Genomic DNA, 22,629 nt, shown 5'->3' with positions numbered 1-22,629 from the left:
CACCCCCTAAAGCGAAGCCAGAAATCACACCTTTCGGCACTTCTACTAAGTGCTATTAAATCTAAAGCACATCTTTCGCCGACACTGGAGAGGGAATTTTTTCTTTTCGAAATAGAAAATCTACCAACTTTTCGTCTGATGCGCGAGTGCCGAAAGATTCCGCGTTGTGGATTTGCTCCTCGTTCAAAGAGTCGAGAGCACGAGCGAATTCACGTTCATAGTCTTCTTGAATGACCGGCATCATGATTAAGCCATAGCGCTCTCGTGTTGCTTCCGCGCGTTTCCAACAGGCGACGGCTTCTTCGAAAAGGTCTTTTCCCGAAAGAACGATGCCGGCGACGGTTAGAGGATGTTGACCGAGGCGCACTCCGTTTTCCGTAAAAACACGAAGCGATTTGTATAGATAAAAGAGCGCTCCTTCGAAATTGCTATTTCGATATTCCGTCAACGCTCGCTGATAAGAGCAATGTGCGATTCGCTCGGGGTAGCCCCTCTTCTCGAAAATTTCGAGGGCTTTTTCGAAATGAGACCGTGCTTCTTCGTATTTTTCTTTGCTAATAGCGCAAGCTATACCGACTAATGCCTCGGCTTTAGCGCTATCTTCGTCACTACGCTCTGCGCTTTCGAGTGCTTTTCTGAAATAATCTTCAGACCCCCCCTCATCCCCACTATAATAAGTTAACCAACCAAGATTCAATTCACATACCGAACACAGTCGCGCATCTTTCGAGGTGTCGAGAAGAGTAAGAGTCTGTTTCAAGCTCTTCTTCCCTTCCTCGAAAAGTCCCAGAAGAATAGAGGGAACGCACAGGTCCGTACGCGCTTGCACGATGAGTGGGATGTTTTTCGTCGTTTCTGCCATTTCTGCCGAAATGCGATAATGCTGATAGGACGCCTCGATATCGCGTAAACCGTAATGCACTTTTCCAATGAGAGAATGTGCTGTTGTCGCGGTTTCTGACGAAAGTCTATTGTGTGTCGCTTCCAACAAATGCTCGAGAGGTTCTACCCAAATACGAAATCTCCCTCGCCGCCAAATATACTCTTGCAATCCGAATGCGAAACGCCAAGCTTCTTCTGCATCGATTTCTGCGGATTGCGCAACTGCCAACGCCACTAAGATGTTCGCTTGTTCCCTATCTATTCGAGAAACCCAGGAGTTGATATCCTCCTTTTTCGCATTCGTACAAAGATTCAAAAAGAAATCGAAATGCTTCTTTTCCGCATCCCGTTTTATGCTTTCGTCTTCGAGGAGTCTCTCATAAACGAGTTCACGTACGGTTTCCAAGATCGAAAATCGCAGATACTCTTCCGTTTCGACCCAATTCACTAAACCGAATTGCAATAAATTCCTGATTCGTTCCTCTGCCCTGTCTCCGAGTAATGCCTCTGCTAAATCGGACTCGAACCCGTCGTCGCATAGGGAAAGTTTCGTAAACGCAATTCTATCTTCGTCTTCCAACAATTCGTAACTCCATCGAATTACTTCACGCAAACTACGGTGTCTTTCCGGGAAATCGAGGCTCGTTGTGCTGAGATCTACTCTGCGTCCTATGGAACCTAATACTTGCGCAGGGCTTTTTGTTGCCAACTTCATTGCTGCCAATTCTATTGCCAATGGAATTCCTTCGAGGCGTACGCAAATTTCGTAAACACTGCGCGCATTTGCTGCAGTTACATCGAATCCCGGTCTCACGGATTGCGCGCTATGAAGAAGGAGCATAACGCATGGATTCGTTCTGAGTTCGTTCAAATCACGCCAATCTTTCGGCAACTCTAATGAGCGAACAGTCAAAATGCGTTCACCGGAAATGCCGGTGGGGATGCGCGACGTAACGAGTATTGAAAGTCCTTTGCATCTTTCGAGAAGCGCGTGAACCGTTTGCGCGCATACCGGCAGCAATTGTTCTAAATTGTCCAGCACCAATAATGCTGGTTTCTCGCCGAGTAGGTTCATGACTTCCTCGAAAGGCTCTTGTCCAGACCTCGAACTTTTATGCAATGTCATCAAGATGATGTCGGGCAAGTGCTTCGCAACGCGAACAGAAACGAGAGGAATCAACCAAGCGCGATTTTCGTAAGCAGAAATCAAGTTGGAAAGGGCTTTTTGCGCAAGCCGCGTCTTTCCGCTGCCGCCGATTCCCACCAGAGTTACCAAACGAGAATCCCCCCCCGGTTGTAAAAGCGATGTCAGTTCTTCGAGTTCCTTTTGCCTCCCATAAAAGACGCTTTGTTCGAGTTCCGTTCGTTCTCTTTCGATGCTGTGAAAAACAGGCGTCACAATTTTTTCTTCGAGGGGGGCTAATGTATCGCCATATTTCTTCGGCAATGACTCCAAAAGCTCGGTTGCCTCAGAAGAAGGCAATTCTCCCCACTCTTCATCCAGCATTTTTTCCAAAACCTCGTATTGTTGGATCGCTGCGCTCGTTTTGCCTGCCTGCACATAAGTGCGAATCAACGCAATATGCAAATCCTCTCGAAAACTGCAAAGTGCCATTGCGCGCTTGAGCATTTTCGCTGCCACTTCCCCATCGCCCCGTTGCGAAAGCAAATCCGATAACCGAGAAACCGCCTGCGCATAACTTTCTTCCAGTTCCAACATTTGCGGAAGTACCCAACTCTCCGTAAAACCAGAAAGAAGCGGGCCTTGATAAATCTCTATTGCCGATTGCAAAAAGCAAGCGCGTTCGTGATCGGACTTCGAAGTTTGCGCTTCGTCGAGATGCTTTCGGAATTTCAGAACATCTACTTCCACGAATTCGGGAAGAATTTCGCAAGTGTTGCGAGAAGTAACTAAAAGAGAGTCTATAGGAATGTCCGCTACAGTTAAGGCGCTTCGTATATCGTAAAGAGCCATTCGCAACGAGTGACGACTTTGGTCGGCATTTGCATCGGGCCAAAAACACTCGGCTAAAAGTTCTTTGGATATCGGCTTGCCGCAATAATACGCGAGGTACGCCAAAACACCCGCGGTTTTGCGCGTTCGAAAACGAGGCTTGAACCCTAAACGCGAGACATTGAACGTCCCGAGTAGTTCTATTTTCCACGGTTCGACGCCTTCTTTTTGAAAGGAAGGGACGCCCACATTTTCATATTATCACAGGGGTTTTCGCTGTGAGCGCCCCCTTTTCTCCTTTTCGTTATGGGAGTTATAAAACCATCCCTGTCGCTGGGTCGATACGGAGGGTCAAGATATCGAAACCTGATGCCGGGTCATAGGAGCGACCGGTGACTACGGGCATCACGTTCATGTTCAGAGTAAGTTCACTGGGGACGTCTTGCCCGGCATTACCGTAAGCCGATACCCAAGTAATTAATCCACCATCTATTCGGAGGGTTAAATACTTAGGATAGCCGGTAGCATCGTCTACACCGGTTACATATATCGGGCCGGCAGGGTCTACAGCGAGGTCAACAGCTAAATCCTCTCCCGGAAAGTTGGTAACTTGCAATCCGACAATCCCTCCTGTGGATGGATTGAGCTGATAGCATACGATGTCCGTGAGGAAGTTTTGATTTTGCGAGGAACCAGCAACGACAACCCCTATTGGACTTACCTTGACCTTTTTCGCTAGATCAAGCGAATTTCCAGGAAAGAGGTTAAAGTTATGAACCCACATGGTTGCACCGAAATTACCGGACCAACGCATGGTAGTTATTTGCATGTCGCTTGCTGCTGGTCCACGCGAGCGTGTACTCGTAATCAGCACATCACCACCGCCAGGAGCGACAGCGATGTCGTTGATCTCATCGTTACCACCGGCTACACCGATCACATACCGAGTGTTTGCCAGAACACCGCCTAAAGTGTAGCGAAGGGCAATTCCATCGACATCCGCAGGGTTGGTTGACTTCCCGACGATGTAAACTCCATTAGGGGTTACTTCCATCGCGCTGGAAATGTCGTCGCCATTCGCTCCATCCCAAAATTTAACCCACAATGGTGATAGACCAGGGTTATACTTTATGAGCAGGAAATCCTTTCCTGTTCCCGCATTAGTTGCCAGTCCGCGAACATAGACTCCACCGAACATATCGAACCCTATCTCTTGCCCGATATGGTCACCTTGCATAAGCCCTGCGAATGCATGTTGACCTACCAAAGCGCCATTGGGGGTGAAATGCAGGGTCGCTACGGCTGCAATACCGGTTACTGTGTCCCTGACGTAACCTGTTACGTAGATTTCTCCGTTCACGGGAGAAATTGCCACATCGAGTGCTTCGTCGTTCTGCCCGGGTCGGCCGAACCTTCTTGCCCACTGAAAGACACCATTCGCGTTGTATTTCACCAAGCACATATCGTTGAGTTGCGCAGCTCCCGCATATGCTGTCCCGGTTACATAGATGTCGCCATTCCCTGGGTTTGTCGTAACAGCCCAACCCGCGTCGTCATGAACTCCTCCACTGGAATACCGAAGTGGAGCGGCTTGCGCAGCGAGCGCAAAGCCGATTGCTAAAAGTATCGAGCATAGTTTCGTCATTTTCTTCTCCTATTTCGGCGCAAGGATTTCCGATTTGCGCCTTTTAGGAGATATTAAAATTTATAAGGAATCACGGAACCGTCACAGATTGTTGTGACGTTTCTGTGACGGTCTGCTTCTATCCCTCCATCCCCTCACAAGCCTGCTACAAGGGGGGGCAATTCATGGCGGCAGTGACGAAGGTCGACATTGTTCTGAATTTCTCCTTCTCGACACAACGAGTAAAGGAGACTTCTACCAAAAAATCTGCGTATAATCGAAAAGGATTATGAAGAAGTCACCGGTTTTTTGGGCGCTTGTTATCGGCGGGATTTGTATACTCCTCGTTCTTGCGGTGAATGTGGTGCTGATTCTAATGAAACCGAACGACGAGGCACAAATTCGCGAAGCCATCGAAGAAATGCGCAAAGCGAGCCTGGAGCACCGCCCAGGCGGAGTATTAGAAAGGTTATCTAATCAATTTCGTCTGCCCGAACCCTACAGCGAAGAGGTTCCGAACCCGCGTTACGAGGTGAGCCGGTTCATCCGCGAAGCAAAAATAACGAAACTCGAAATCAAAGTGAACTCTATCGAAATTTCTGGTGATTCTGCGATTGCCAAATGCCGACTCACTACAGATTTGACCTTTCGCGGCATTCGCTTTAACTACGACGGACCTGCGGAACTCGAATTTCAACGAGAGACGAAGCGAAGGCTTTTTATTATCCCTGAACCGGTTTGGCTAATGAGGGGGGGGACTCTCGACCCGTCTCAGATCGACATCTTTATTTTTTAAATTTTGTTGCTCAGGTAATTTTATCGCTCAAGTAAGCGTCCGAAATAATCTTTATCGCTATTCGAATTTATATCCTACATTTCTAACCGTGAAGATTCGCTGAGGACTTCCTGCCTCTTTCTCTAATCGTTTCCGCAGCCAACTGATATGAACGTCCACGGTTCTCGTGGTAAAGGTTATGTTCTCGCCCCACACTCGAGCAAGAAGCGTTTTCCGCGTGAAAACTTTTCCCGGATTGGAGGCTAAAAGTAGCAGCAAGGCGAATTCTTTCGGGCGAAGTTCTAATTTTTTTCCGTTGCAGATGACTTCTTGCCGCTCGGAATCGATAGACAAACCACCTGTTTCTATTCGTTTCTTTTCCGGGAGAACCTTCACTCTTCTCAGAATCGCGCGGACTCTCGCCGAGAGTTCAGAAAGATTAAAGGGCTTCGTCAAATAATCGTCCCCCCCCACTTCGAAACCTTTCAAACGGTCCTCTGAGCCGACCCGTGCGGATAAAAACAAAATCGGAATGTTGCTTTCTTCACGAATCGTTTGGGAAAGTTCGAATCCGGAACGTCCAGGAAGCATGACATCCAGAATCACTAAATCCGGTCTTTGTAGTCTTATCTTCTTGAGAGCATCTTCGGCAGTTTTAGAGGTGAGCACGGTGTAGCCGTCTTTAGTCAAGCGGTGCGAAACGGTTTCTAAAAGCAAAGGTTCGTCGTCTACAACGAGAATTCGCATTTTCGTCTTCTCCTCTTTATTTACGATGCAATGATTTCTACATTCGCGCGCGGAACCGTCACGATTCTTCCGTCCGTTAATTTCGCTTTTAACACACGAACCTCAGAGCCGGAATCAATCACCTGAAGTTCGGGAGGTAATTCGACCACCACACCTAATTCTCCGAAATAAGGCTCTCGAATCACACGAATCGGGGTTCCAATTTCCAATGTGCTCACCTCCGTTTGTTCAGTTTTCGTACCGATGGTTTCTTCGAGAGGCACGATGACCTCCGGTCGAATGACCCCGGCACGGATTTGTGTTGCTCCGTTGATACTCGCCTCACGCCCTTCCAATTGTTTGAATAAATTAAAAGTTCGTTGTGCCATTGCTAATTGTCCGAAGCCTTCTGTAATAACGATCGTCAGCGGAATAGGCTCTTGACCTGTGATTGCAACACCGATTTCATAACCCAAGTACTGAGTAATCACATCATCGCGCACCGCGCCAGCAACCAAGCCGACGACGTTTCTTTTCTCTGCTTCTCGAATCGCTTCCAAAGTGATTCCTGAACCACCGATAAGGATTTTTCCTGTGTCATCGGGTTGGATATGTTTGATGTCGAGTACTTCGTCAGGAGAAGAAACCGCTACGCGGATTCTCCCTACACGCTCTCCACCTATACCGAAAATGCCTTGAATCAATGCACCTTGCGCTTCGATAACCGCTCCTTCATTTTCTATCACTTCGACCACACGTCCACGAATGTAAGCATTAATTTCTACAGGAATCGGTGCCTCTCGAATTAGTACGTGCCCGCTCACTTCGGAGACTGCTTCCACGGTGCCCGCATATTCACTGTACACCTGCCCTTTGAACAATCCGAAAATCCCCTTCGATTCAGCAATTAGGTCGCCGACGTTTACGGTATCACCAATCTTTACCTTCAACAAGGAAGGGACCTCTTTGGGTTCTACACCGAGTTTTTCTGCGACCTTCACCGTTTGTAAATGTCCCGGCAAAAAGGTCCTCGCCACGATTGTATTCGGCTCGACTTCCATCCCTTCTTTCACGAGCACTTCCCCTTTCATTGGCAAACGGCGAACCTTCCGAACGACTACGTTCGGACTTACCGTTAACCCCGGAGTATATGCAGTACCCACGAATTGCACCCGAATTGGGAAAAGAACCAAGCCTTGGAGATTTCTAAGAGTTTAGCACGTTCGAGTGATATCCTGGCATTTTTTCAGCAAGTAAACGTCCTCGTTTTTTTGAAAACTTTGGTCAGGTCTCGCACTCCTACGGGAATGGACTTTATAAAAAGCGGAAAAAGGTAATCAAAGCAACGCAAGAGAGCTTTTTAGCCATCTTTTGCCTCGCCCTAAAGCAAACAAGCATGGATACCGTCCAGCCCTCGGACGGTCATTCCCTCCCCAAGGGGTCGGTTTTGCCCGCCGACCCCTATTTTGGTTTCACGATGATTCTGTAATTCATTCTTTTTTTCGATACCGAGGAAAAATTTCCGTTTTCACTAATGGACATTTAATCTTAACTTTTTCGTCATAATAGCCAGCATGCGTGGAGAAATGATTTCATTCATGGGAAACGGTATGGAGTGGCAAGGATATCTTGCACGTTCTGCGAAAGGAAAAGGTCCTGGAGTTATCGTGATACAAGAGTGGTGGGGTTTAGTGGGTCATATAAAAAATGTCTGCGACCGCTTCGCTGAGGAAGGATTTACAGCGTTAGCCCCTGACCTTTACAAGGGAAAAACAGCATCCGACCCCGATACTGCAGGAAAACTTATGATGGCGCTGAACGTTGTGGAAACCGAAAAGGCTTTGCGGGGAGCAATCGTAAGATTATTGCATGACGAAGCGACAGAAGGTGATAAAGTAGGAATCGTAGGCTTTTGTATGGGGGGGCAATTGGCTCTTTATGCAGCGACTGTCAATCCGCAAATCGGCGCCTGTGTGGATTACTATGGAATTCATCCGAACTTTAATCCCCAGTTCGAAAAACTGCAAGCTCCCGTTTTAGGGTTTTTCGCAGAAAGAGATGCATATGTAAATCGCGATGTCGTGGATGCTCTGGATAAAAAACTTACGGATTTAGGGAAAGAACACGAATTTATTATTTATCCCAATACGGACCATGCGTTTTTCAACGACGATCGTCCGGAAGTATATAATCGCGAAGCTGCAGAAGACACTTGGAAAAGAATGCTCGCCTTTTTCCGAGCGCATTTATAAAAACAGTTGCGTTTGTGAGTTTCTTTGTTGTAAGAAATTTACAGTATGTGAATCTGTAGGAGCGCCGTAAGGCGCGATTTTTTTGACCCCCTCCTTAAGGCTCTTCCTGCTTCGCAAGGGGAACCGTTTTTCATAAAAATCGAAATAGTTCATAAGATTTTGACATAATCCCAACGATAGAACATCAATGCATAATTCACAGTTTCAATTGTAGTTCGAGACAACAACAAGATACTTGCACTCTATTTCAATTTACGCTACTCTCATTCCTACCGTAGATAATCTTTCAAATCCAACAAAAACCCCCACTCTTCCCATCGTTCTCCTGAATCGGAATCTTTACAAACGCGTTCACCGATGGGAATCGCACCTATCGAGCGGTAGAAGTTATGCGCGGTTATAAGAACCTTGTCGGACCAAATTTCCATTTCCAAAAACCCACGAGAAAATGCATCCTTTGCAACGGCGTTAAAAATTTTCTTCCCCAATCCTTGCCCCCGAAACTGGGGAAGCAAATACATTCGGAGCAACTCACATCGTTTGTTATCATGCGGAATGTATCCGCAAGTCCCAACGACTTCTCCGTTTACTTCCACGACCCAGAATCCACCCCCCCTTTCATGATAGTGCTTTTCTATGGCATAACAATCGCGATTGGCGCTATTGGGAAGCCAAGGAAATCCGAATTCTTCGAAAACGGTTTTAATGACACTGCAAACAGCATCTGCATCGTTTGTTTCATAAGGACGAACTACACTTTCCGAAGTTTCTTTTGGCAGCATGACTTTCTTATGACAATTATGAACCTTATTTAAAGGTTCACCGCTTGCTCCTTAGAACCTCGCCGCATTTAGGAGAATGTAGGAGCGCGGTAAGGCGCGATTTCGGATGCCGTAAGGTTCGAAAAATCAGTTGGAAATGCTAAAAATTAAAAATCATCCCTCCTTCTAACTTTATGCTATTCCTGTTTGCACAGCATCTACAATAAAACAAAAAGCCCGCACACGTTTCGGTGTGCGGGCTAAGAAACCAAAGATTAATTCCAACCACCTAATCCAGGCATCAAAGGTTTCGTTACATCACCGGTTACGACCACGGCATAGCCTTGTTTCGTTCCTTGATTGATGATAACTCCTTTGACCTTCACGATATACATGCCGGTTTTGGGGGGGTTGAGGATGACCATCTCGGTACTATTTTTGACATCAGGACTACCACCGGTTTTCGATAATCCTACGGATTTGTCTATGTCGTTACCATAGTAGAGTATTCCGTCAGGATCGATAACCTCGAGGCTGATGTCATTAATCGGCGCATACGAAGCATTCACTTGCGCAGGATAATCGGCAAAGGTCATCGTAATGCGCAAAGGCTCTGAGTTGCCGGTTACATACATCTTATAGACATGCTCTTCACCGGTTCCGACACCTTGAGCATGTCGTTTATCCGCATAGAGCAACTTGCGCGTTTCACCACGGAACCAAAGCACGCCATCGAGCAGCAAACGACCCCAGCCTTCTTTATTGCCAGGATAACCGGATAAACCGGTCATATCTACGCCACCGTTCATGATCATCGCGCGAATCAACGAGCCGCTCGCAGAATGTGAACGACCTCCTTTCTTACCGTCGTCTGCAAAACCATCTGCGAAATACTGTCGCACTAACGCGCATGCTCCGGTGATCGCAGGACATGCCATAGATGTTCCGGTCATGGATGTCCAACCGTTCGTCGAACCGGATTTGGCAGAATAGATTCCCGTTCCGGGTGCCCAAATCTCGGGTTTCTGGCGACCGTCGGAAGTTGGACCAGTTCCGCCAGTATTCGCCTTAAATTGGTTCGGTGCTTGATAGGTATTTCCGACTGCCAAACAACTCTTAGCATTCTCCGGAGTTTTCAGAGTGGACAGGTTCGTTACAGCAAATGCGACAACACCATCTTCGAATTCATAGGAATATTGATCAATCGCTTTGCACCAATTCGTGTAGGCAGTCGTGCCATCGTTACCCCATGAATTGCTGTGGTCGCGAGCACCTGCATTGTGCGCATTCACGAATTTCGTATAGAGATTCGAACCGGTGATATCGCCTAACCAAGTGAAGACGATCTTCGCATGGTAAGCCATTCCGTTTCGATATGTGCTTCCTGTAACGGGTTCTTGGTCGCCAGCGAGTGTTCCCGAAGTGTGCGTTCCGTGAGAATCCCCACCGTTTTGTCCAGCGCTGCTGTAATAGGCAACGATTTTTCTATGATCAGGACCGGGGGGGTCGCCTTCTAAGTCACGGAAGACGTCGTGATTTTTATAGAGTAATCCATCGATGATTCCGACGATTTGTCCATCGCCTTTTACGCCTTGGTCCCAAATCGGCACCCAATCGGTAACGTTCGACTGAATGACCCATCGGGTGACCTGATTGCGATAAACGGCTTCGTCGGCTTCGTCTATAAAAAGCACGTCATCCAAAAAAGCCAATTGTTTCGCTTGCGCAGGCGTACCGCGCACTTCGATTACATAACCAGGACCGATTCTTCCGATATCGAGCACTTCGAGTCCCAATCCGAGGGCTGCATTGACTGTATCCGCGAAATCCTCGTTATCGAAAAGGCTGACGGTCATACGATGAAGTCCCCGTTTGGCCTCTTCCTTTCGTTCTTTCGTGAAAAGCGGACGAGTTCCGAGTTCACTGCTGATCTTGTAAGCAGGATGAATCGCTCCAATCCAGCGAACGCGATTCCACTTCGATAAAAGCTCGGAATTCATCCATGTGGTTTCGACCATCAAAGTGTTATGCGGCAAATAACCATCAATGCGAGCGCCGATGGATTCGAGATATGCTTCGTCGCTCGGCGTTTTGTACCCCTTGAATTGCACCAAAAAGTGCCAGGTATCCCAAGGGGTCGTTTTGCGCGCTCCTAATTCCGAAGAGACGCTCGGAACGGAAACGAGTGGGTCGAATTCTGCATATTTCAGATAGATTTTCTGTGCCCAAGCGGTGAAACCAAGCACAGAAATTGTGTAAAGGAGAATGAATGCGATGAGTTTCTTGTACATAATGTCCTTCCTCGCGTTTTCCTAGGGGCATCCCAAGGCATAAACGAAATTTTCCTAAAGGATACTCGCCCCTGAAGTTCATTTGCATGACGTTTGCCAAATGCCCGTAAGTTCGCCAGAAACTGAAAGAAAACTAAAGAAAATCGGAGTTCTTGCGAAGAGAGGTAACCTTTACGCATGACCCTCAACGAATGGGCGACCTCGAAAAAACTCGAGATTTTCGAGTTTTTGAAGAAGGGAAATCCGCCTCAGGAAGGAACATTCGACGAGCGGATTTTTCGTGAAGCGTTAGTTAAAGGCGCTCCGCAAGTGGGAACCACGCGTTACGAACCCTTTAAAGTCCATTTCGAGTTCATCTTTCCCGATCCATTGTCTGCGGCTACGATATTGACCGTCAGCGTCGAACCTCCGGAAAGAATTGTATTTTTGCCTGTGCCTTCGTGGGTGGTCGAGACGATTTGGCAGGGAGAAGTGCACGGGAGTTACCATTTCGAATCCGACGCAAAAAGATTGCTCGAAGAGTACGCAAAACAATTGGAAAAAGAGGAAAACGCCAAATGGTTTTTGCCACAAATGGCAAAGAGGCGTGAATAGAAATTCTTATCCCAGTAGATATTTTTATCCCACAAAGCATGAATGCCTCAATAGCAGAGACTCTTGAGGCATAAAAAATTCTTATTTCTTCAACGATTTGGTGGGCAGGAAGGGACTCGAACCCTTACCCCTTTCGGGACTGGATCCTAAGTCCAGCGCGTCTACCAGTTCCGCCACCCGCCCAAGGAATAAAACGTTTTTGTACGGTTCATTTATACCCCGCAACGAACTCTTCCTCGATTTATAGAGACAACCATGAACTTCGACATTTGCCCGTAAGAAGAAAATGCGCCGAAGATTTTCGAAGTCATGCTCATGAAAGATAGCATGCCGCTGAAAATAAGAGCACGAATTCTTCGGCAATCTGCTAACATTCGATTATGAGGAGAACGGATTTACTCGATACGTCGGAATGGGCGCATAAAGAAATGCTCCGCCGCATTCGGAGAATGAGCCCCGCCGAGCGTTTGCGAAAGGCGATAGAACTCAGTGAAATCGGACGTGAAATCGCTTTACGAGCGAAGCGAAGAAAGTTATCGAAGGCGAAGTGAGCATTCGAGATGTTTTCGTTGATTTCTTCTCCAAGATCCATCGCCTCGGTTTAGAATACGCCGTGGGGGGGTCGTATGCGAGCAGTGCTTGGGGAGTTCCGAGACAAACGAATGATTTGGATATCGTTCTCACCCTGGATGAAAAGAGTGTCTATGAATTTATAAGCACGTTCGAGAAAGACTATTTGCTGAACGAAAAGGAATTACGGGAGGCATTGAAATCGCATTCTCGATATAGAGTATTTCAGATCATTCATAAGAAAGAAGTTGTCAAAATAGATGTTTTTCTCGCTGGAACGGATGCCTACTCGAAATCGGAGATGAGGAGAAAAAAGAGAATCGAATTGCTGCCTAAGTTGTATATCAATTGCCTCGCTCCGGAAAACATCGTTTTACGAAAACTCGATTGGATAAAAATGCACCCAAGCGACCGTCAATGGAACGACGTTATAGGAATTTTGGAGACAAGGGAGAATGAACTAAACAAAAATTACATGCGAAGATGGGCGGCGAAACTCAAGGTTTCATCTCTATTAAAAAAAGCGTTCTCTGAAGTTAAAAGAAGTTAAAAACTGAGCGGATGGAATAAGTACTCGCTAAAACTTGCCCTCAATCCTTACCACACGCGGGACACTTGCCTAGAGCCCAACTGTAGGAGTGCACGAAATTACCGCACCGCTTGCACTTGTAAACGCTTTCCTTCCAAACTTCCGACATGCTTTTACCACAACCTGCGCAAGTAGATTGGTAATCGAAATTCAGATTCTCACATTTCTTACACCGCCACATTTTCTCCCACGCCATCTTTTTCCTCACCTTCGAATTAGGTTTTCTAAGTTTTAGTATAAATCCTGTGAAGAAACAAATTTTTAATGGAATGAAAGACCTACGTCTGGTGTCTCAGAGAGGAGATTCTGATGGCTCGACGATGGTTCGAGGTAAGCCTATTGCCGATAACCCCTTTTAGGTACAATTCTAATGACCTTTAGTGCGGGAGTAGCTCAGTGGTAGAGCATCTCGTTGCCAACGAGAGGGTCGAGGGTTCAAATCCCTTCTCCCGCTCCAGACCAACCGCGCTTACCCAGTATCCACGGGTATTCTTCAACTTCTTATAATGAATGCCACTTCCACAATGCAAGTCGTTACGGAGGAACTGAATCCGTGCACTCTTTTACTCAAAGTCACCTGCTCAGAGGAACAAGTTCGAGAGGGCTTCGATAGGGCGTACAAAAAAGCAGCAAAAAGACTCCGAATTCCCGGGTTTCGTCCCGGTGCTGCCCCTAAGAATGTCGTAAAGCAATACGCAAACCCCGAATACATTCAGGAATTGGCAAGACAGGAAATCGTTTCTTCTACGTATCGTGCTGTTCTGAAAGAGAAAGGGATCGAGCCTTATGGAGCACCCAGAGTCGAGGAACTCACTCTCGATGAGGAAACCGGACATTGTCAATTCCAAGTGAAGGTGCCGCTTCCACCAAAAGTCGAATTAGGTGACATAGAAGGTTTGGAAGTTAAAAAGCCGAAGGTCGAAGTCACCGACGAGGAAGTCGAAGCCCAAATCGAAGAATTACGCAAGAAGCGGGCTAAGCCGAAGCAGGTGCAAGAGCGCGGCGCAGAACTGGGAGATTACGCGATTGTAAACATAAAACCGGAGGAGGAAGAAGAGGGGAGAACGTTCATGACCGTGGTCGGACAAACCTTCCCACAATTAGACCAGGCTCTTTTAGGGATGAGTACGGACGACATAAAGCAAGTAGACCTGACTTTCCCTGAATCCTTCCAAGAAAAGGATTGGGCGGGGAAAACCCTCAGATGCCAGATTCAAATTCGCTCCTTGACTGCACCCGAGTTGCCTGAGTTGACCGATGAATTCGCCCAGCAATTGCAAGCACAATCAGTAGACGAATTGAGAGAAAAAGTCCGTGAAAGAATAAAGGCTGCAAAGGAAGCCTTTTACACCTCTTACGTCCAAGAGCAACTTTTAGACCAACTTCTTCAGCGTTCGAAGGTATTTGCTCCCGATAATATGTGGGAGAGCGTAGCCGAGCAGAGAATTGAACAGATAGCCGAGGATGCCTCGAGGGCTGGGAAAACCCTGGAAGACGTCGCCCGAGAGAACAACCTAACGCTGGAAGAGTTGATAGAAAGGATTCGAGAGGCGGCCAAGGAGGAAGTTCATCGCACCTTGCTCGTATCGGAGGTTTTCAAAAAACTCGACATGAAATTGACCCAGGAAGATTTACAGACAGCGCTCATGCAAATAGCCCACGAGAATCAAATTTCCCCCCAGGATGCGTTAAACATTTTACAGAGGACGAACCGTATGGACGAACTCCGTTTCCGCGCCATGCGGCAAAAAGTATTAGAATATTTACAAGAACACGCAAATATACAGGAGATTGAACCGTGAAACAGGAAGAATGTACAGAAAAAACGCCGATAATGAAAATCCGAACGATGTGGAGTGCTTCATGAGTATTCCGTGGGTTATTGAACAAACACCCCGAGGTGAAAGGACATATGACCTTTACTCCCGGCTACTCAAGGACCGCATCATTTTCCTGGGGTTTCCCGTAGACGACCAGATCGCTAATATCGTAGTCGCTCAACTTTTGTACTTGGAGAAAGAAGACCCTGACAAAGACATCGAACTTTACATCAACTCTCCCGGTGGTTCGGTGAGTGCTGGTTTGGCAATTTACGACGCTATGCAGTACATAAGATGCGATATCGCAACCACATGCGTAGGACAAGCAGCGAGCATGGGGGCGGTGTTGCTCGCTGGAGGCGCAAAAGGAAAGCGAGCATGCTTAGAGCATGCCAGGGTGATGATTCACCAAGTTATGGGGGGCTTTCAAGGCACAGCGACGGATATCAAAATCCAAGCCGAAGAAATCCTGCGGTATAAAAAGATGATCAACGAAATTCTATCGCGTCATACCGGACAACCGCTCGAACGAATCGAAAAGGATACGGAAAGAGACTTCTTTATGTCTGCCGAAGAGGCGAAGGAATACGGAATCGTAGATGTAGTCTTGAAGCCCGGGCAACGTAAATAGCGTCTAAACAAAAAGAGATAACTTAGATAAATATGGCAATGGAATTAAGAGATAAGTGTGTTCTTTGTGGCAAGCCGAAAGCGCAGGTTAAAAGCCTTATCGTAGGTCTTTACGGTGGGGTTTGCCAAGACTGCATAGACCTCTGCACAGATATTCTCCGTAGCAGTGGACAGGAAGATGCAATCGTTCGAACGCCAGAACGACCTGCTCTGAGCGCACTTCCGAAACCGAAGGAAATCGTGGCTTATTTGGACCAATACGTAGTCGGTCAAGATTCGGCAAAACGAGCCCTCGCAGTCGCTGTTTACAACCATTACAAAAGAATTTCGACCACGCCTCGAGCAGACGATGTTGATATCCAAAAAAGCAACATCTTGCTCATTGGTCCGACTGGTTGTGGAAAGACGTTGCTTGCGCAAACTTTGGCGAGAATTTTGAATGTTCCCTTCGCGATTGCGGATGCAACGAGTCTTACGGAAGCGGGCTACGTCGGTGAAGACGTAGAAAATATTTTATTGAAACTCTATCAGGCAGCGGACACAGGGGAGTTCGGTCAAAATCCCATTCAAGCGGCACAACGAGGAATCATTTACGTAGACGAAATCGACAAAATCGCGCGAAAGACGGATAACCCGAGCATTACTCGCGACGTAAGCGGAGAGGGAGTACAGCAAGCACTTTTGAAGATATTAGAAGGAACAATTGCGAACGTTCCACCTACGGGGGGGCGAAAACATCCGCATCAAGAATACATTCAAATTGATACCACGAACATTCTCTTTATATGCGGTGGGGCTTTCGAAGGGTTGGATGAAATTATTTTACAGCGCAAACGAGAAAGCACGATCGGATTCCGTTCTACCCCGAGTTCTCGAAAAGAGCGCAAAAAGGATATTCTGAAAGAAGTGATGCCGGAAGACTTGCTGAAGTTCGGTTTGATTCCGGAGTTCATCGGTCGTTTGCCCGTGATTTCGACTTTGTACGAATTGGACGAAGCCACATTAATGCGTATACTTGTAGAACCTCGAAACGCGTTGGTGAAACAGTTCCAAAAATTATTCGCTATTGACGGCGTGGAATTGATTTTCGAAGAAGGCGCACTGCGAGAAATAGCGCAAGAAGCACTGCGCAGAGGGACAGGCGCACGCGCCTTGCGTCAGATTATCGAGAGCATCATGTTGGATGTGATGTTCGAAGTTCCGAGTAGGGGAAGAGTGGAAAGAGTAATCGTGCCTTCGAATGTTCTATCGGAAAAGGCATCCCCGATTATTTACCCAAGCGAAGAAGAGTTACAGGCGAGTTAAAACCTTTATTTCTTCTCCCCTTTTCTATTTTTCCTTTGTTAGTGACACATAATGTAGCGAATGTAGTCACCGAGTCTTTCCCCACAGTGATTAGGGCAAAAAGATGTTTTGTCTCTTATATTTTTGTTTGATTGCCGATGTCCAGCAAATAAAACTTCCCGGACTTCAACTCGAAATAGAATCGAAAGAGGGACTTCGCAAAGTTGCCTATGAAGAGCTCCGAATGCCTCGCGCATTGGTGTACCCGCCTATCCCTTTTGAAACGAGATTCATCGTATCCGAAGACGGTAATGGGATTTACAGCGGTTGCGGCACTTTGAAATTGACTCGCGTCCTGTTAAAATTCAGCGAGTATATAGAATTCATAGAATTCAGAATAAACGGCAAGCCTCACATCTATACACTGCCCCAAACCAGAATGATGTCTCTTATGGGAAAACTTCCAAAACGTGAACTCAGCGGTCCAGCCTCCCACGTATACTCTATCTATTCACCCTCGGTTTATCAAATCATCCTGATTCACGATTCGGATACCTGGAAATGGCTCGAAAACGCTCCTCCGCTTTCTGGAATTTCTTATATCTCCGTCTCGGACGAGGATTTCCCTCTCAATCAATTGTTGACCTACTTCGATGAAAAGATGGAAGCGCTCATCGCCGCACGAGATAGAAAAACAATCTACAGAGACCTCGCGGTATTAATCGCTCCCCGACTCCTGCCAGACGAAAAGCCCCCCCTAACTCGAAAATGCGACCTCATTCTCATCGCTCATAACGGCGAACAAAAACATGTAGGAGAAATCGAAATTCCCTTTTTCCCAGAACGCTTGAAGTTCCTTCTTTACGATAAATCGAAAAACATGCTCATCCTAAAAGACACAGAAGAAAACATCGTCCTATTCGACTACGTTCGCAAGGAGATGCAAAAATTCCCGCTCCCTGGAACTGAAAAACGAAAGAGGGGGAAATTGCATAACTTGGCATGGGGTAAGGATGGGTCTTCTCTTTATGTCTCCATCGAACGTCCCGATGGAGAATATCGAATGTATCGGTTCTATTTGACGAACTGGGCTTGGAAATACTTAGGAGCGTATGCAATTCTAGGCTCGAGTACCTCCGGGGAGTGGTTATTCGTCGGAACTCCGCAAAACAAGGAAAACGGATGGACCATCAATCTAAGTCCATAAAGTTATTCATTTCAAAGAATAAAATATTCGATAACGTAAAATTTATAAAAGCAAACCGAACTTAACCAGCGTCTAATTCGTACCGATAACTATCAAGTCTATCTCTATGATTCAGCCGGCGAGAAAGCACTTCGATGAACTCCTTTCCGACCTGCGCGAGCAGGTCATGGAGATGGGTTCGCGTGCCGAAAGGATGGTCGGCGATGCGGTAAAGGCCGTTCTAAAAAAGGATATCCCGCTCGCACGAGAGGTCGTGGATTCCGATGGCATCTTGGATAGGATGGAACTAGAAATCCACTCTACAGCCATCGTCATCATCGCGCGGGAAGCCCCCGTTGCAAAGGATGTCCGACTCATCGCCGCAGTGATGGGCATTTCTTCCGAATTGGAGAGGGTGGGTGACGATGCGGTGAGTATCGCAAAAAAAGCGATCACCGTCCCCGACGAAATCCCTCCAGACGCTGCAAAAGAGTTAACAGAACTTTCAGAAAAAGCGCGCGGGATGCTTTTGAAAGCATTGAAAGCGTTTCGAGAAGACGATCCTGCGCTATCCGAAGAAGTGATTGCCGAAGATGCAGAAGTGGATGCACTGTGGAAACGCGCACGTCGAAGTGTGAAAGACAAGATTCGCAATAATCCCGATTTCGTAGATGCAGGATTGAAAATCATTCAAGCGTTGCATCATTTGGAATACGTAGGCGACCGCGCAGTTTCGATCGTCGAGCGCTTGGAATTCGTACGGACGGGAAATTTAGTTCGTTTTTGTCGCGCGAGTTTCTAAATCGGTTCCCAATAGAGGTTTTTGATAAGGAATCAACGAAACACGTGTGATTCGATTCCTCGCCATATTATCCACGCGAAGAATGCCTATCGGTGTTTGCACAGTGTCGCCGAGTTTCGGTGTTCGTCCTAATTGTTCGAGAATAATCGTCGAAATCGTTTCTCGTTCCAATGGGTTTTCTTCCCAACCTAAAAATTCGATAAGCTCGTCGGTGCGCACATCTCCCCTCATGGTCACCCGTTTATCCGGGCGCCAAAAGATACGAGGTTGCGCACTTTCCACCTGGTCGTCGAGTTCTCCGAAGATTTCCTCGACGATGTCCTCCAAAGTCAAAAGACCTGCTGTGCCACCGTGCTCGTCGCGCACTACGAGCATTTGTGCTCTTTCTTCACGCATTCGGTCAACGAGTTTGTCCAAAGAAAGATTGGGGGGGACGAATATCGCAGGACGAAGAACGGAACGAATATCTTTGGCTTCGCCTGCAATGACTTTCATTGCATCCTGGAGATGCAAAACACCGACGACTTCGTCCAAATCGTTGTCTTCGCATGCAAGCAAACGCGTATGACTCTGATTGCCTAAGAATTTCGCCAATTCAGAGGGTGGGGTATCGACGTCAATGGCAACGATATCCACGCGCGGAATCATGATGTCGCTCGCTTTTAATTCCGTGAGTTGCAGAAGTTTCGTAATGAAGCGGGCGTGTTTTTCTTCGATAACTCCTTGTGTACTGACTTCCTGCACGATTGCCGCGAGTTCTTCCTTCGCCGCTATGGGGGGGCGCTCTTTGCGCATATCGATTCCGAATGGTCTTAGAATCCAATACCCTGCACCTTCTAAAAAAACCGTTAAAGGAGCCAAAACCATCAATAAAGCATTGAGCGGATAAATCAGAAGCAAAGCAAAGCGGTCACAATTTCTAATCGTGAGATATTTCGGAACGAGTTCTCCCAAAACGACCAGCAAAAAAGTAACGAGCAAAAATGAAATCGCGCTCGCTAAGATGTGCAAACCAGCACCAGAGAAAAAGGGGCGGAGGCTGTCCGCAAGCCGCTGTTCTCCTATGGCACCTAATCCGATTCCCGCCATGGTAATCCCAATTTGGATGCCAGCGATATACCAGGGCAGGTTTTCCAAGGCTTCGACGACCCTTTGGGCATTCTTTTTCCCGCGCTTGGCTAAAACTTGAATTCGGGACTTCCTCGCGCCAACGAGCGCATACTCGGCGCTAACGAAAAACCCATTGATAAAGACGAGAGCGGCAATCAGTAGCCAGGTCCAAAGCTCGGACTCCATTGGTTTTTTATCATTCTATCGCAAAAGGACAAGGCTCTGACTCGCGCGATGTCCTTCGAATCTGCATTTTCAGTAAAGAAAACATCGGTTATGAGGGTTATTTAATACATAATGGCGCTTAGAACAGCGGTTCTTGGTACTACGGTGGACTCCAAACGAAGAGGAGGAGAAAGGGGCAATCCCATCGGATTCGGCGAATTTGTTGCTCGAGAGAGAAACAAAGCGATTCGCCGCGCATACCGGTTGTTAGGGGATAGAGAACTCGCAGAAGACATCGTTCAAGAGGCGTTCATGCGAGCAGCCCGTTCATGGGACAAACACATGGAAACCCATCAAACTGCATGGTTTTATAAAATTTTGCACAATGAAGCCATACGTGCTTGGAAAAAAAATCGAAAGGTGGAAGCAATCGACCCTTGCCACGAGGATATAAGATACGACCACGATAATCGTATCGCCGTACGAGAAGTTTTTAAAAAAATGGACTTCAGGGATGTAGAAATTCTCGTGCTTGCATACGAGGATGGGATGACGTACGAAGAGATTTCCGAAATATTGGGTATTCCTGCAGGGACCGTCGCCTCGAGAATCAATGCAGCGAAAGACAAATTTAAAAAAATGTGGGGAGCGTAACAATGGAAAATCCATTAGAAAATTTAGAGAAATACATTCGTGAAGAGATTCCGATAGACGAGCGAAAATTCGACGAAAGGCTTCTTTCGAGACTTGCGGAGCAGAACGAAAGAGCGAAAAAGGTTATGCTCGTTTCGATAATTACGGTATCTTTGGTATTGACTCTTTTTATAATAACTGTATGGCCACGCTCGTCCGAAGAAGCAGTGATGATTTCAGCAGGGGGGGGAATATGGAAAGGACTTCTGCGCGATTTGCCGGAAACGAACACTCCGGCTGTCGTTCTCGTATCCGAGAAGGGGAGAGTTACCGGAGCGGGAATCTATCGGCACCAAATGCCTTTACGAATACACCCAATCAAGCGCTCCGACGAAAGAAAAGAAGCGGAGTTGTGGTCGATGGCTATTGATGGAAAATTGAAATTCGAAGCAGCGCGCGAAGAAATCATCCAACGCACGAGTCTTGGTGCCGCTCTCATCTTAGCAGACGGACCTGGAAGTCCTTTTATAAGCGATTTTGTAACGGATGAAAGACGTGTCACTTGGGCGGAAGGCGCTAATGAATTAGCAGAAGAATTACGGAAGTTAGGGTTTGAATACGTAGAAGTACGTTTCAAAGCACCGGAAGGAATCGCAGAACTCAACAAATTCGACTTAGTTATCATCACTGCCTATAATCGCACGACGAATCCTGCCCTTGGAGACATGTTGAGAGAATATGTAAGAGATGGAGGAGGTGTAGTGCTCACGGAAGGAGTTCCGTCAATCATGTGCACACAGTACGGACCCAACGAAGATGTAGTGACGCGCGATAAGCAAGGCATTTCTAATGAAAGGAATTTATCGCGCATCGCGGACTGGTTCGGGGGAATTTACTATGAAAACACAGAGGGCGGCCCGGTTCGGATTACAGTGAATAAACCTTTCGACGAGCCGATTTTGTTAAATATTACCCTCGGGCTGAAAGGGTCAGCGGCGGTTCGGTTACCTGAAAAAAATTCTTCTGCCCTCCCTATTGCAATTTGGGAAAAAAACCGCAGTTGTTTTGCGTTTGCGAATCGGTTCGGTTATGGGCGGGTGTATTACCAAGCAACAGCCTCCGATTTCCATTATACGAGATCGCAAAACGAGGTGTTGAGAAAACTGTTTTTAGGAGGATGCCTTTGGGCAGCAGGCAACTGGGAGGATGTCAGTCAATGATGGCAAACCCTCGAGAATTTTCACAAAATTGACCGAAGAGGAGTGTCTCTTATCAAAACGTAGATTTAGAAGAACACGGCTCTCGATTAAAATTTAGAACCTTTTGCCTGTTATTCGCCCGTCTACGGATGAGGCTATGGGTTCTTCTCTTCCAGTTTCACTGCTACGATAAATCGCATCCATAATCGCATTCAAAATCAACCCGTGTTCGCCAGGTACTGGGCTGGGTTTATTTTCTAAAATCGAATTCACGAAGGCGGCAATTTCTGCGGAGTAGGTATTTTTCACGCGGGGGACATTTTTCGGAACGAGATCGAAGAGTTGCTGGTCTTTTTCCGTGTAAATACGAATCGGATCATCGCTGAACAAATCTATATCCGCACCTGCTTCCGTTCCGAAAAGAGAAGAACGCCAAATTTCTTTTTCGATATTCGCCATGAAACTGCTTTCTAAGGTTACGATGGCGTCATTTTCGAATCGTATAAAACCGATAGCGAAATCTTCGACAGAATATTTCGATCGGTCGTAGTCGCCCCATGCATTCCAATATTTCGGGTTCGTCGCCAGCGCTTGAAAAGTCTTCCCCGATGCAGAAACCGGTTTCGGGTATCCCATCAAATACAAAGTGAAATCCAAAACATGCACGCCGATATCCAATAGCGGTCCCCCCCCTTGTTGCTCTTTGTCAATGAACACCCCCCATCCTGGAACGCCGCGCCTTCTCAAGGCTTGCACACGCGCGTAATAAATATTTCCCATGT

20 protein-coding genes and 2 tRNA genes are annotated in these 22,629 nt (G+C 47.0%); 13 read left to right on the top strand and 9 right to left on the bottom strand.

Annotated elements, in window-relative coordinates:
* Positions 1–61: 61 nt before the first annotated feature.
* The gene (locus VNK96_10140) at positions 62–3,085 is read right to left on the bottom strand and encodes a BTAD domain-containing putative transcriptional regulator (protein ID HWP32064.1); all 3,024 of its coding nucleotides are present in this window, start codon (positions 3,083–3,085) and stop codon (positions 62–64) included.
* A gap of 64 nt (positions 3,086–3,149) precedes the next feature.
* Entirely contained in the window at positions 3,150–4,481 is a 1,332-nt protein-coding gene (locus VNK96_10135; GenBank protein HWP32063.1) for a hypothetical protein, read from the bottom strand.
* A 268-nt stretch (positions 4,482–4,749) separates the two neighbouring features.
* Between VNK96_10135 and VNK96_10130 the strand changes: the two genes are divergently transcribed.
* Entirely contained in the window at positions 4,750–5,256 is a 507-nt protein-coding gene (locus VNK96_10130) for a hypothetical protein (GenBank protein ID HWP32062.1), read from the top strand.
* A gap of 57 nt (positions 5,257–5,313) precedes the next feature.
* Here the strand turns inward: VNK96_10130 and VNK96_10125 are convergent, their stop codons facing one another.
* The gene (locus VNK96_10125; GenBank protein ID HWP32061.1) at positions 5,314–5,982 is read right to left on the bottom strand and encodes a response regulator transcription factor; all 669 of its coding nucleotides are present in this window, start codon (positions 5,980–5,982) and stop codon (positions 5,314–5,316) included.
* 20 nt (positions 5,983–6,002) lie between these two features.
* Positions 6,003–7,124 (bottom strand): hypothetical protein, encoded by a 1,122-nt coding sequence (locus tag VNK96_10120; GenBank protein ID HWP32060.1) that lies wholly within the window; start codon positions 7,122–7,124, stop codon positions 6,003–6,005.
* 423 nt (positions 7,125–7,547) lie between these two features.
* Here VNK96_10120 and VNK96_10115 point away from each other — a divergent pair, with 423 nt between their 5' ends.
* Positions 7,548–8,213 carry a dienelactone hydrolase family protein gene (locus VNK96_10115; protein ID HWP32059.1) on the top strand — a complete coding sequence of 222 codons (666 nt, stop codon included), beginning with the start codon at positions 7,548–7,550 and terminating at the stop codon, positions 8,211–8,213.
* A gap of 269 nt (positions 8,214–8,482) precedes the next feature.
* Here the strand turns inward: VNK96_10115 and VNK96_10110 are convergent, their stop codons facing one another.
* Together VNK96_10110 and VNK96_10105 are read right to left on the bottom strand one after the other, a co-directional pair.
* Positions 8,483–8,995: a GNAT family N-acetyltransferase gene (locus tag VNK96_10110; GenBank protein HWP32058.1), complete on the bottom strand. Its 513-nt coding sequence runs from the start codon at positions 8,993–8,995 to the stop codon at positions 8,483–8,485.
* A gap of 254 nt (positions 8,996–9,249) precedes the next feature.
* Positions 9,250–11,265, bottom strand: coding sequence for a S8 family serine peptidase (locus tag VNK96_10105; protein HWP32057.1), 2,016 nt, complete (start codon positions 11,263–11,265; stop codon positions 9,250–9,252).
* A 177-nt stretch (positions 11,266–11,442) separates the two neighbouring features.
* On the opposite strand from VNK96_10105, the gene VNK96_10100 reads away from it, so the two are divergent.
* Positions 11,443–11,859 carry a hypothetical protein gene (locus tag VNK96_10100; protein ID HWP32056.1) on the top strand — a complete coding sequence of 139 codons (417 nt, stop codon included), beginning with the start codon at positions 11,443–11,445 and terminating at the stop codon, positions 11,857–11,859.
* Positions 11,860–11,957: 98 nt separating this feature from the next.
* Here VNK96_10100 and VNK96_10095 read toward each other — a convergent pair.
* A tRNA-Leu gene (locus tag VNK96_10095) sits at positions 11,958–12,042 on the bottom strand.
* Positions 12,043–12,239: 197 nt separating this feature from the next.
* Here VNK96_10095 and VNK96_10090 point away from each other — a divergent pair.
* The 8 genes from VNK96_10090 to phoU all read left to right on the top strand — a co-directional run bounded on the left by VNK96_10090 (position 12,240) and on the right by phoU (position 18,740).
* Positions 12,240–12,410, top strand: coding sequence for a hypothetical protein (locus tag VNK96_10090; protein ID HWP32055.1), 171 nt, complete (start codon positions 12,240–12,242; stop codon positions 12,408–12,410).
* Positions 12,407–12,979, top strand: a complete 573-nt coding sequence (locus tag VNK96_10085) for a hypothetical protein (protein ID HWP32054.1) — start codon at positions 12,407–12,409, stop codon at positions 12,977–12,979. Before VNK96_10090 ends, VNK96_10085 begins: the two co-directional genes overlap by 4 nt.
* 421 nt (positions 12,980–13,400) lie before the next feature.
* Positions 13,401–13,475, top strand: a tRNA-Gly gene (locus VNK96_10080).
* Between the two features lie 49 nt (positions 13,476–13,524).
* Positions 13,525–14,820, top strand: a complete 1,296-nt coding sequence (gene tig / locus VNK96_10075; GenBank protein ID HWP32053.1) for a trigger factor — start codon at positions 13,525–13,527, stop codon at positions 14,818–14,820.
* A gap of 61 nt (positions 14,821–14,881) precedes the next feature.
* Positions 14,882–15,469: an ATP-dependent Clp endopeptidase proteolytic subunit ClpP gene (gene clpP, locus VNK96_10070; protein HWP32052.1), complete on the top strand. Its 588-nt coding sequence runs from the start codon at positions 14,882–14,884 to the stop codon at positions 15,467–15,469.
* Between the two features lie 32 nt (positions 15,470–15,501).
* On the top strand, positions 15,502–16,773 hold the full coding sequence (gene clpX / locus VNK96_10065) for an ATP-dependent Clp protease ATP-binding subunit ClpX (GenBank protein HWP32051.1): 1,272 nt from the start codon (positions 15,502–15,504) through the stop codon (positions 16,771–16,773).
* A 103-nt stretch (positions 16,774–16,876) separates the two neighbouring features.
* Positions 16,877–17,959: a hypothetical protein gene (locus VNK96_10060; protein ID HWP32050.1), complete on the top strand. Its 1,083-nt coding sequence runs from the start codon at positions 16,877–16,879 to the stop codon at positions 17,957–17,959.
* 106 nt (positions 17,960–18,065) lie between these two features.
* A complete protein-coding gene (gene phoU, locus VNK96_10055) occupies positions 18,066–18,740 on the top strand; it encodes a phosphate signaling complex protein PhoU (protein ID HWP32049.1) in 675 nt (224 codons plus the stop codon).
* Here the strand turns inward: phoU and VNK96_10050 are convergent.
* Positions 18,711–20,036: a hemolysin family protein gene (locus VNK96_10050; protein ID HWP32048.1), complete on the bottom strand. Its 1,326-nt coding sequence runs from the start codon at positions 20,034–20,036 to the stop codon at positions 18,711–18,713. The genes phoU and VNK96_10050 overlap by 30 nt on opposite strands.
* Before the next feature lie 111 nt (positions 20,037–20,147).
* Here VNK96_10050 and VNK96_10045 point away from each other — a divergent pair, with 111 nt between their 5' ends.
* Positions 20,148–20,669 (top strand): sigma-70 family RNA polymerase sigma factor, encoded by a 522-nt coding sequence (locus VNK96_10045; protein ID HWP32047.1) that lies wholly within the window; start codon positions 20,148–20,150, stop codon positions 20,667–20,669.
* Between the two features lie 2 nt (positions 20,670–20,671).
* Entirely contained in the window at positions 20,672–21,868 is a 1,197-nt protein-coding gene (locus VNK96_10040) for a hypothetical protein (protein HWP32046.1), read from the top strand.
* Between the two features lie 93 nt (positions 21,869–21,961).
* On the opposite strand, the gene VNK96_10035 is transcribed toward VNK96_10040, so the two are convergent.
* The gene (locus tag VNK96_10035; GenBank protein HWP32045.1) at positions 21,962–22,627 is read right to left on the bottom strand and encodes a Gfo/Idh/MocA family oxidoreductase; all 666 of its coding nucleotides are present in this window, start codon (positions 22,625–22,627) and stop codon (positions 21,962–21,964) included.
* Positions 22,628–22,629: the final 2 nt, after the last annotated feature.

Source organism: Fimbriimonadales bacterium (assembly GCA_035559795.1).
Taxonomy (GTDB): Bacteria; Armatimonadota; Fimbriimonadia; order Fimbriimonadales; family ATM1; genus DATMAR01.
Note: the sequence above shows the minus strand (reverse complement) of the source record. Positions and strands in the feature narration are given on the sequence as shown.

Coding starts and splice junctions, on each gene's coding strand:
- clpX (HWP32051.1), top strand. CDS start 15,502: ATGGCAATGGAATTAAGAGATAAGTGTGTTCTTTGTGGCAAGCCGAAA.
- VNK96_10045 (HWP32047.1), top strand. CDS start 20,148: ATGGCGCTTAGAACAGCGGTTCTTGGTACTACGGTGGACTCCAAACGA.
- VNK96_10125 (HWP32061.1), bottom strand. CDS start 5,982: ATGCGAATTCTCGTTGTAGACGACGAACCTTTGCTTTTAGAAACCGTT.
- VNK96_10115 (HWP32059.1), top strand. CDS start 7,548: ATGATTTCATTCATGGGAAACGGTATGGAGTGGCAAGGATATCTTGCA.
- VNK96_10050 (HWP32048.1), bottom strand. CDS start 20,036: ATGGAGTCCGAGCTTTGGACCTGGCTACTGATTGCCGCTCTCGTCTTT.
- VNK96_10135 (HWP32063.1), bottom strand. CDS start 4,481: ATGACGAAACTATGCTCGATACTTTTAGCAATCGGCTTTGCGCTCGCT.
- VNK96_10060 (HWP32050.1), top strand. CDS start 16,877: ATGTTTTGTCTCTTATATTTTTGTTTGATTGCCGATGTCCAGCAAATA.
- VNK96_10035 (HWP32045.1), bottom strand. CDS start 22,627: ATGGGAAATATTTATTACGCGCGTGTGCAAGCCTTGAGAAGGCGCGGC.
- clpP (HWP32052.1), top strand. CDS start 14,882: ATGAGTATTCCGTGGGTTATTGAACAAACACCCCGAGGTGAAAGGACA.
- VNK96_10090 (HWP32055.1), top strand. CDS start 12,240: ATGAGGAGAACGGATTTACTCGATACGTCGGAATGGGCGCATAAAGAA.
- tig (HWP32053.1), top strand. CDS start 13,525: ATGAATGCCACTTCCACAATGCAAGTCGTTACGGAGGAACTGAATCCG.
- VNK96_10105 (HWP32057.1), bottom strand. CDS start 11,265: ATGTACAAGAAACTCATCGCATTCATTCTCCTTTACACAATTTCTGTG.
- VNK96_10130 (HWP32062.1), top strand. CDS start 4,750: ATGAAGAAGTCACCGGTTTTTTGGGCGCTTGTTATCGGCGGGATTTGT.
- VNK96_10100 (HWP32056.1), top strand. CDS start 11,443: ATGACCCTCAACGAATGGGCGACCTCGAAAAAACTCGAGATTTTCGAG.
- phoU (HWP32049.1), top strand. CDS start 18,066: ATGATTCAGCCGGCGAGAAAGCACTTCGATGAACTCCTTTCCGACCTG.
- VNK96_10040 (HWP32046.1), top strand. CDS start 20,672: ATGGAAAATCCATTAGAAAATTTAGAGAAATACATTCGTGAAGAGATT.
- VNK96_10110 (HWP32058.1), bottom strand. CDS start 8,995: ATGCTGCCAAAAGAAACTTCGGAAAGTGTAGTTCGTCCTTATGAAACA.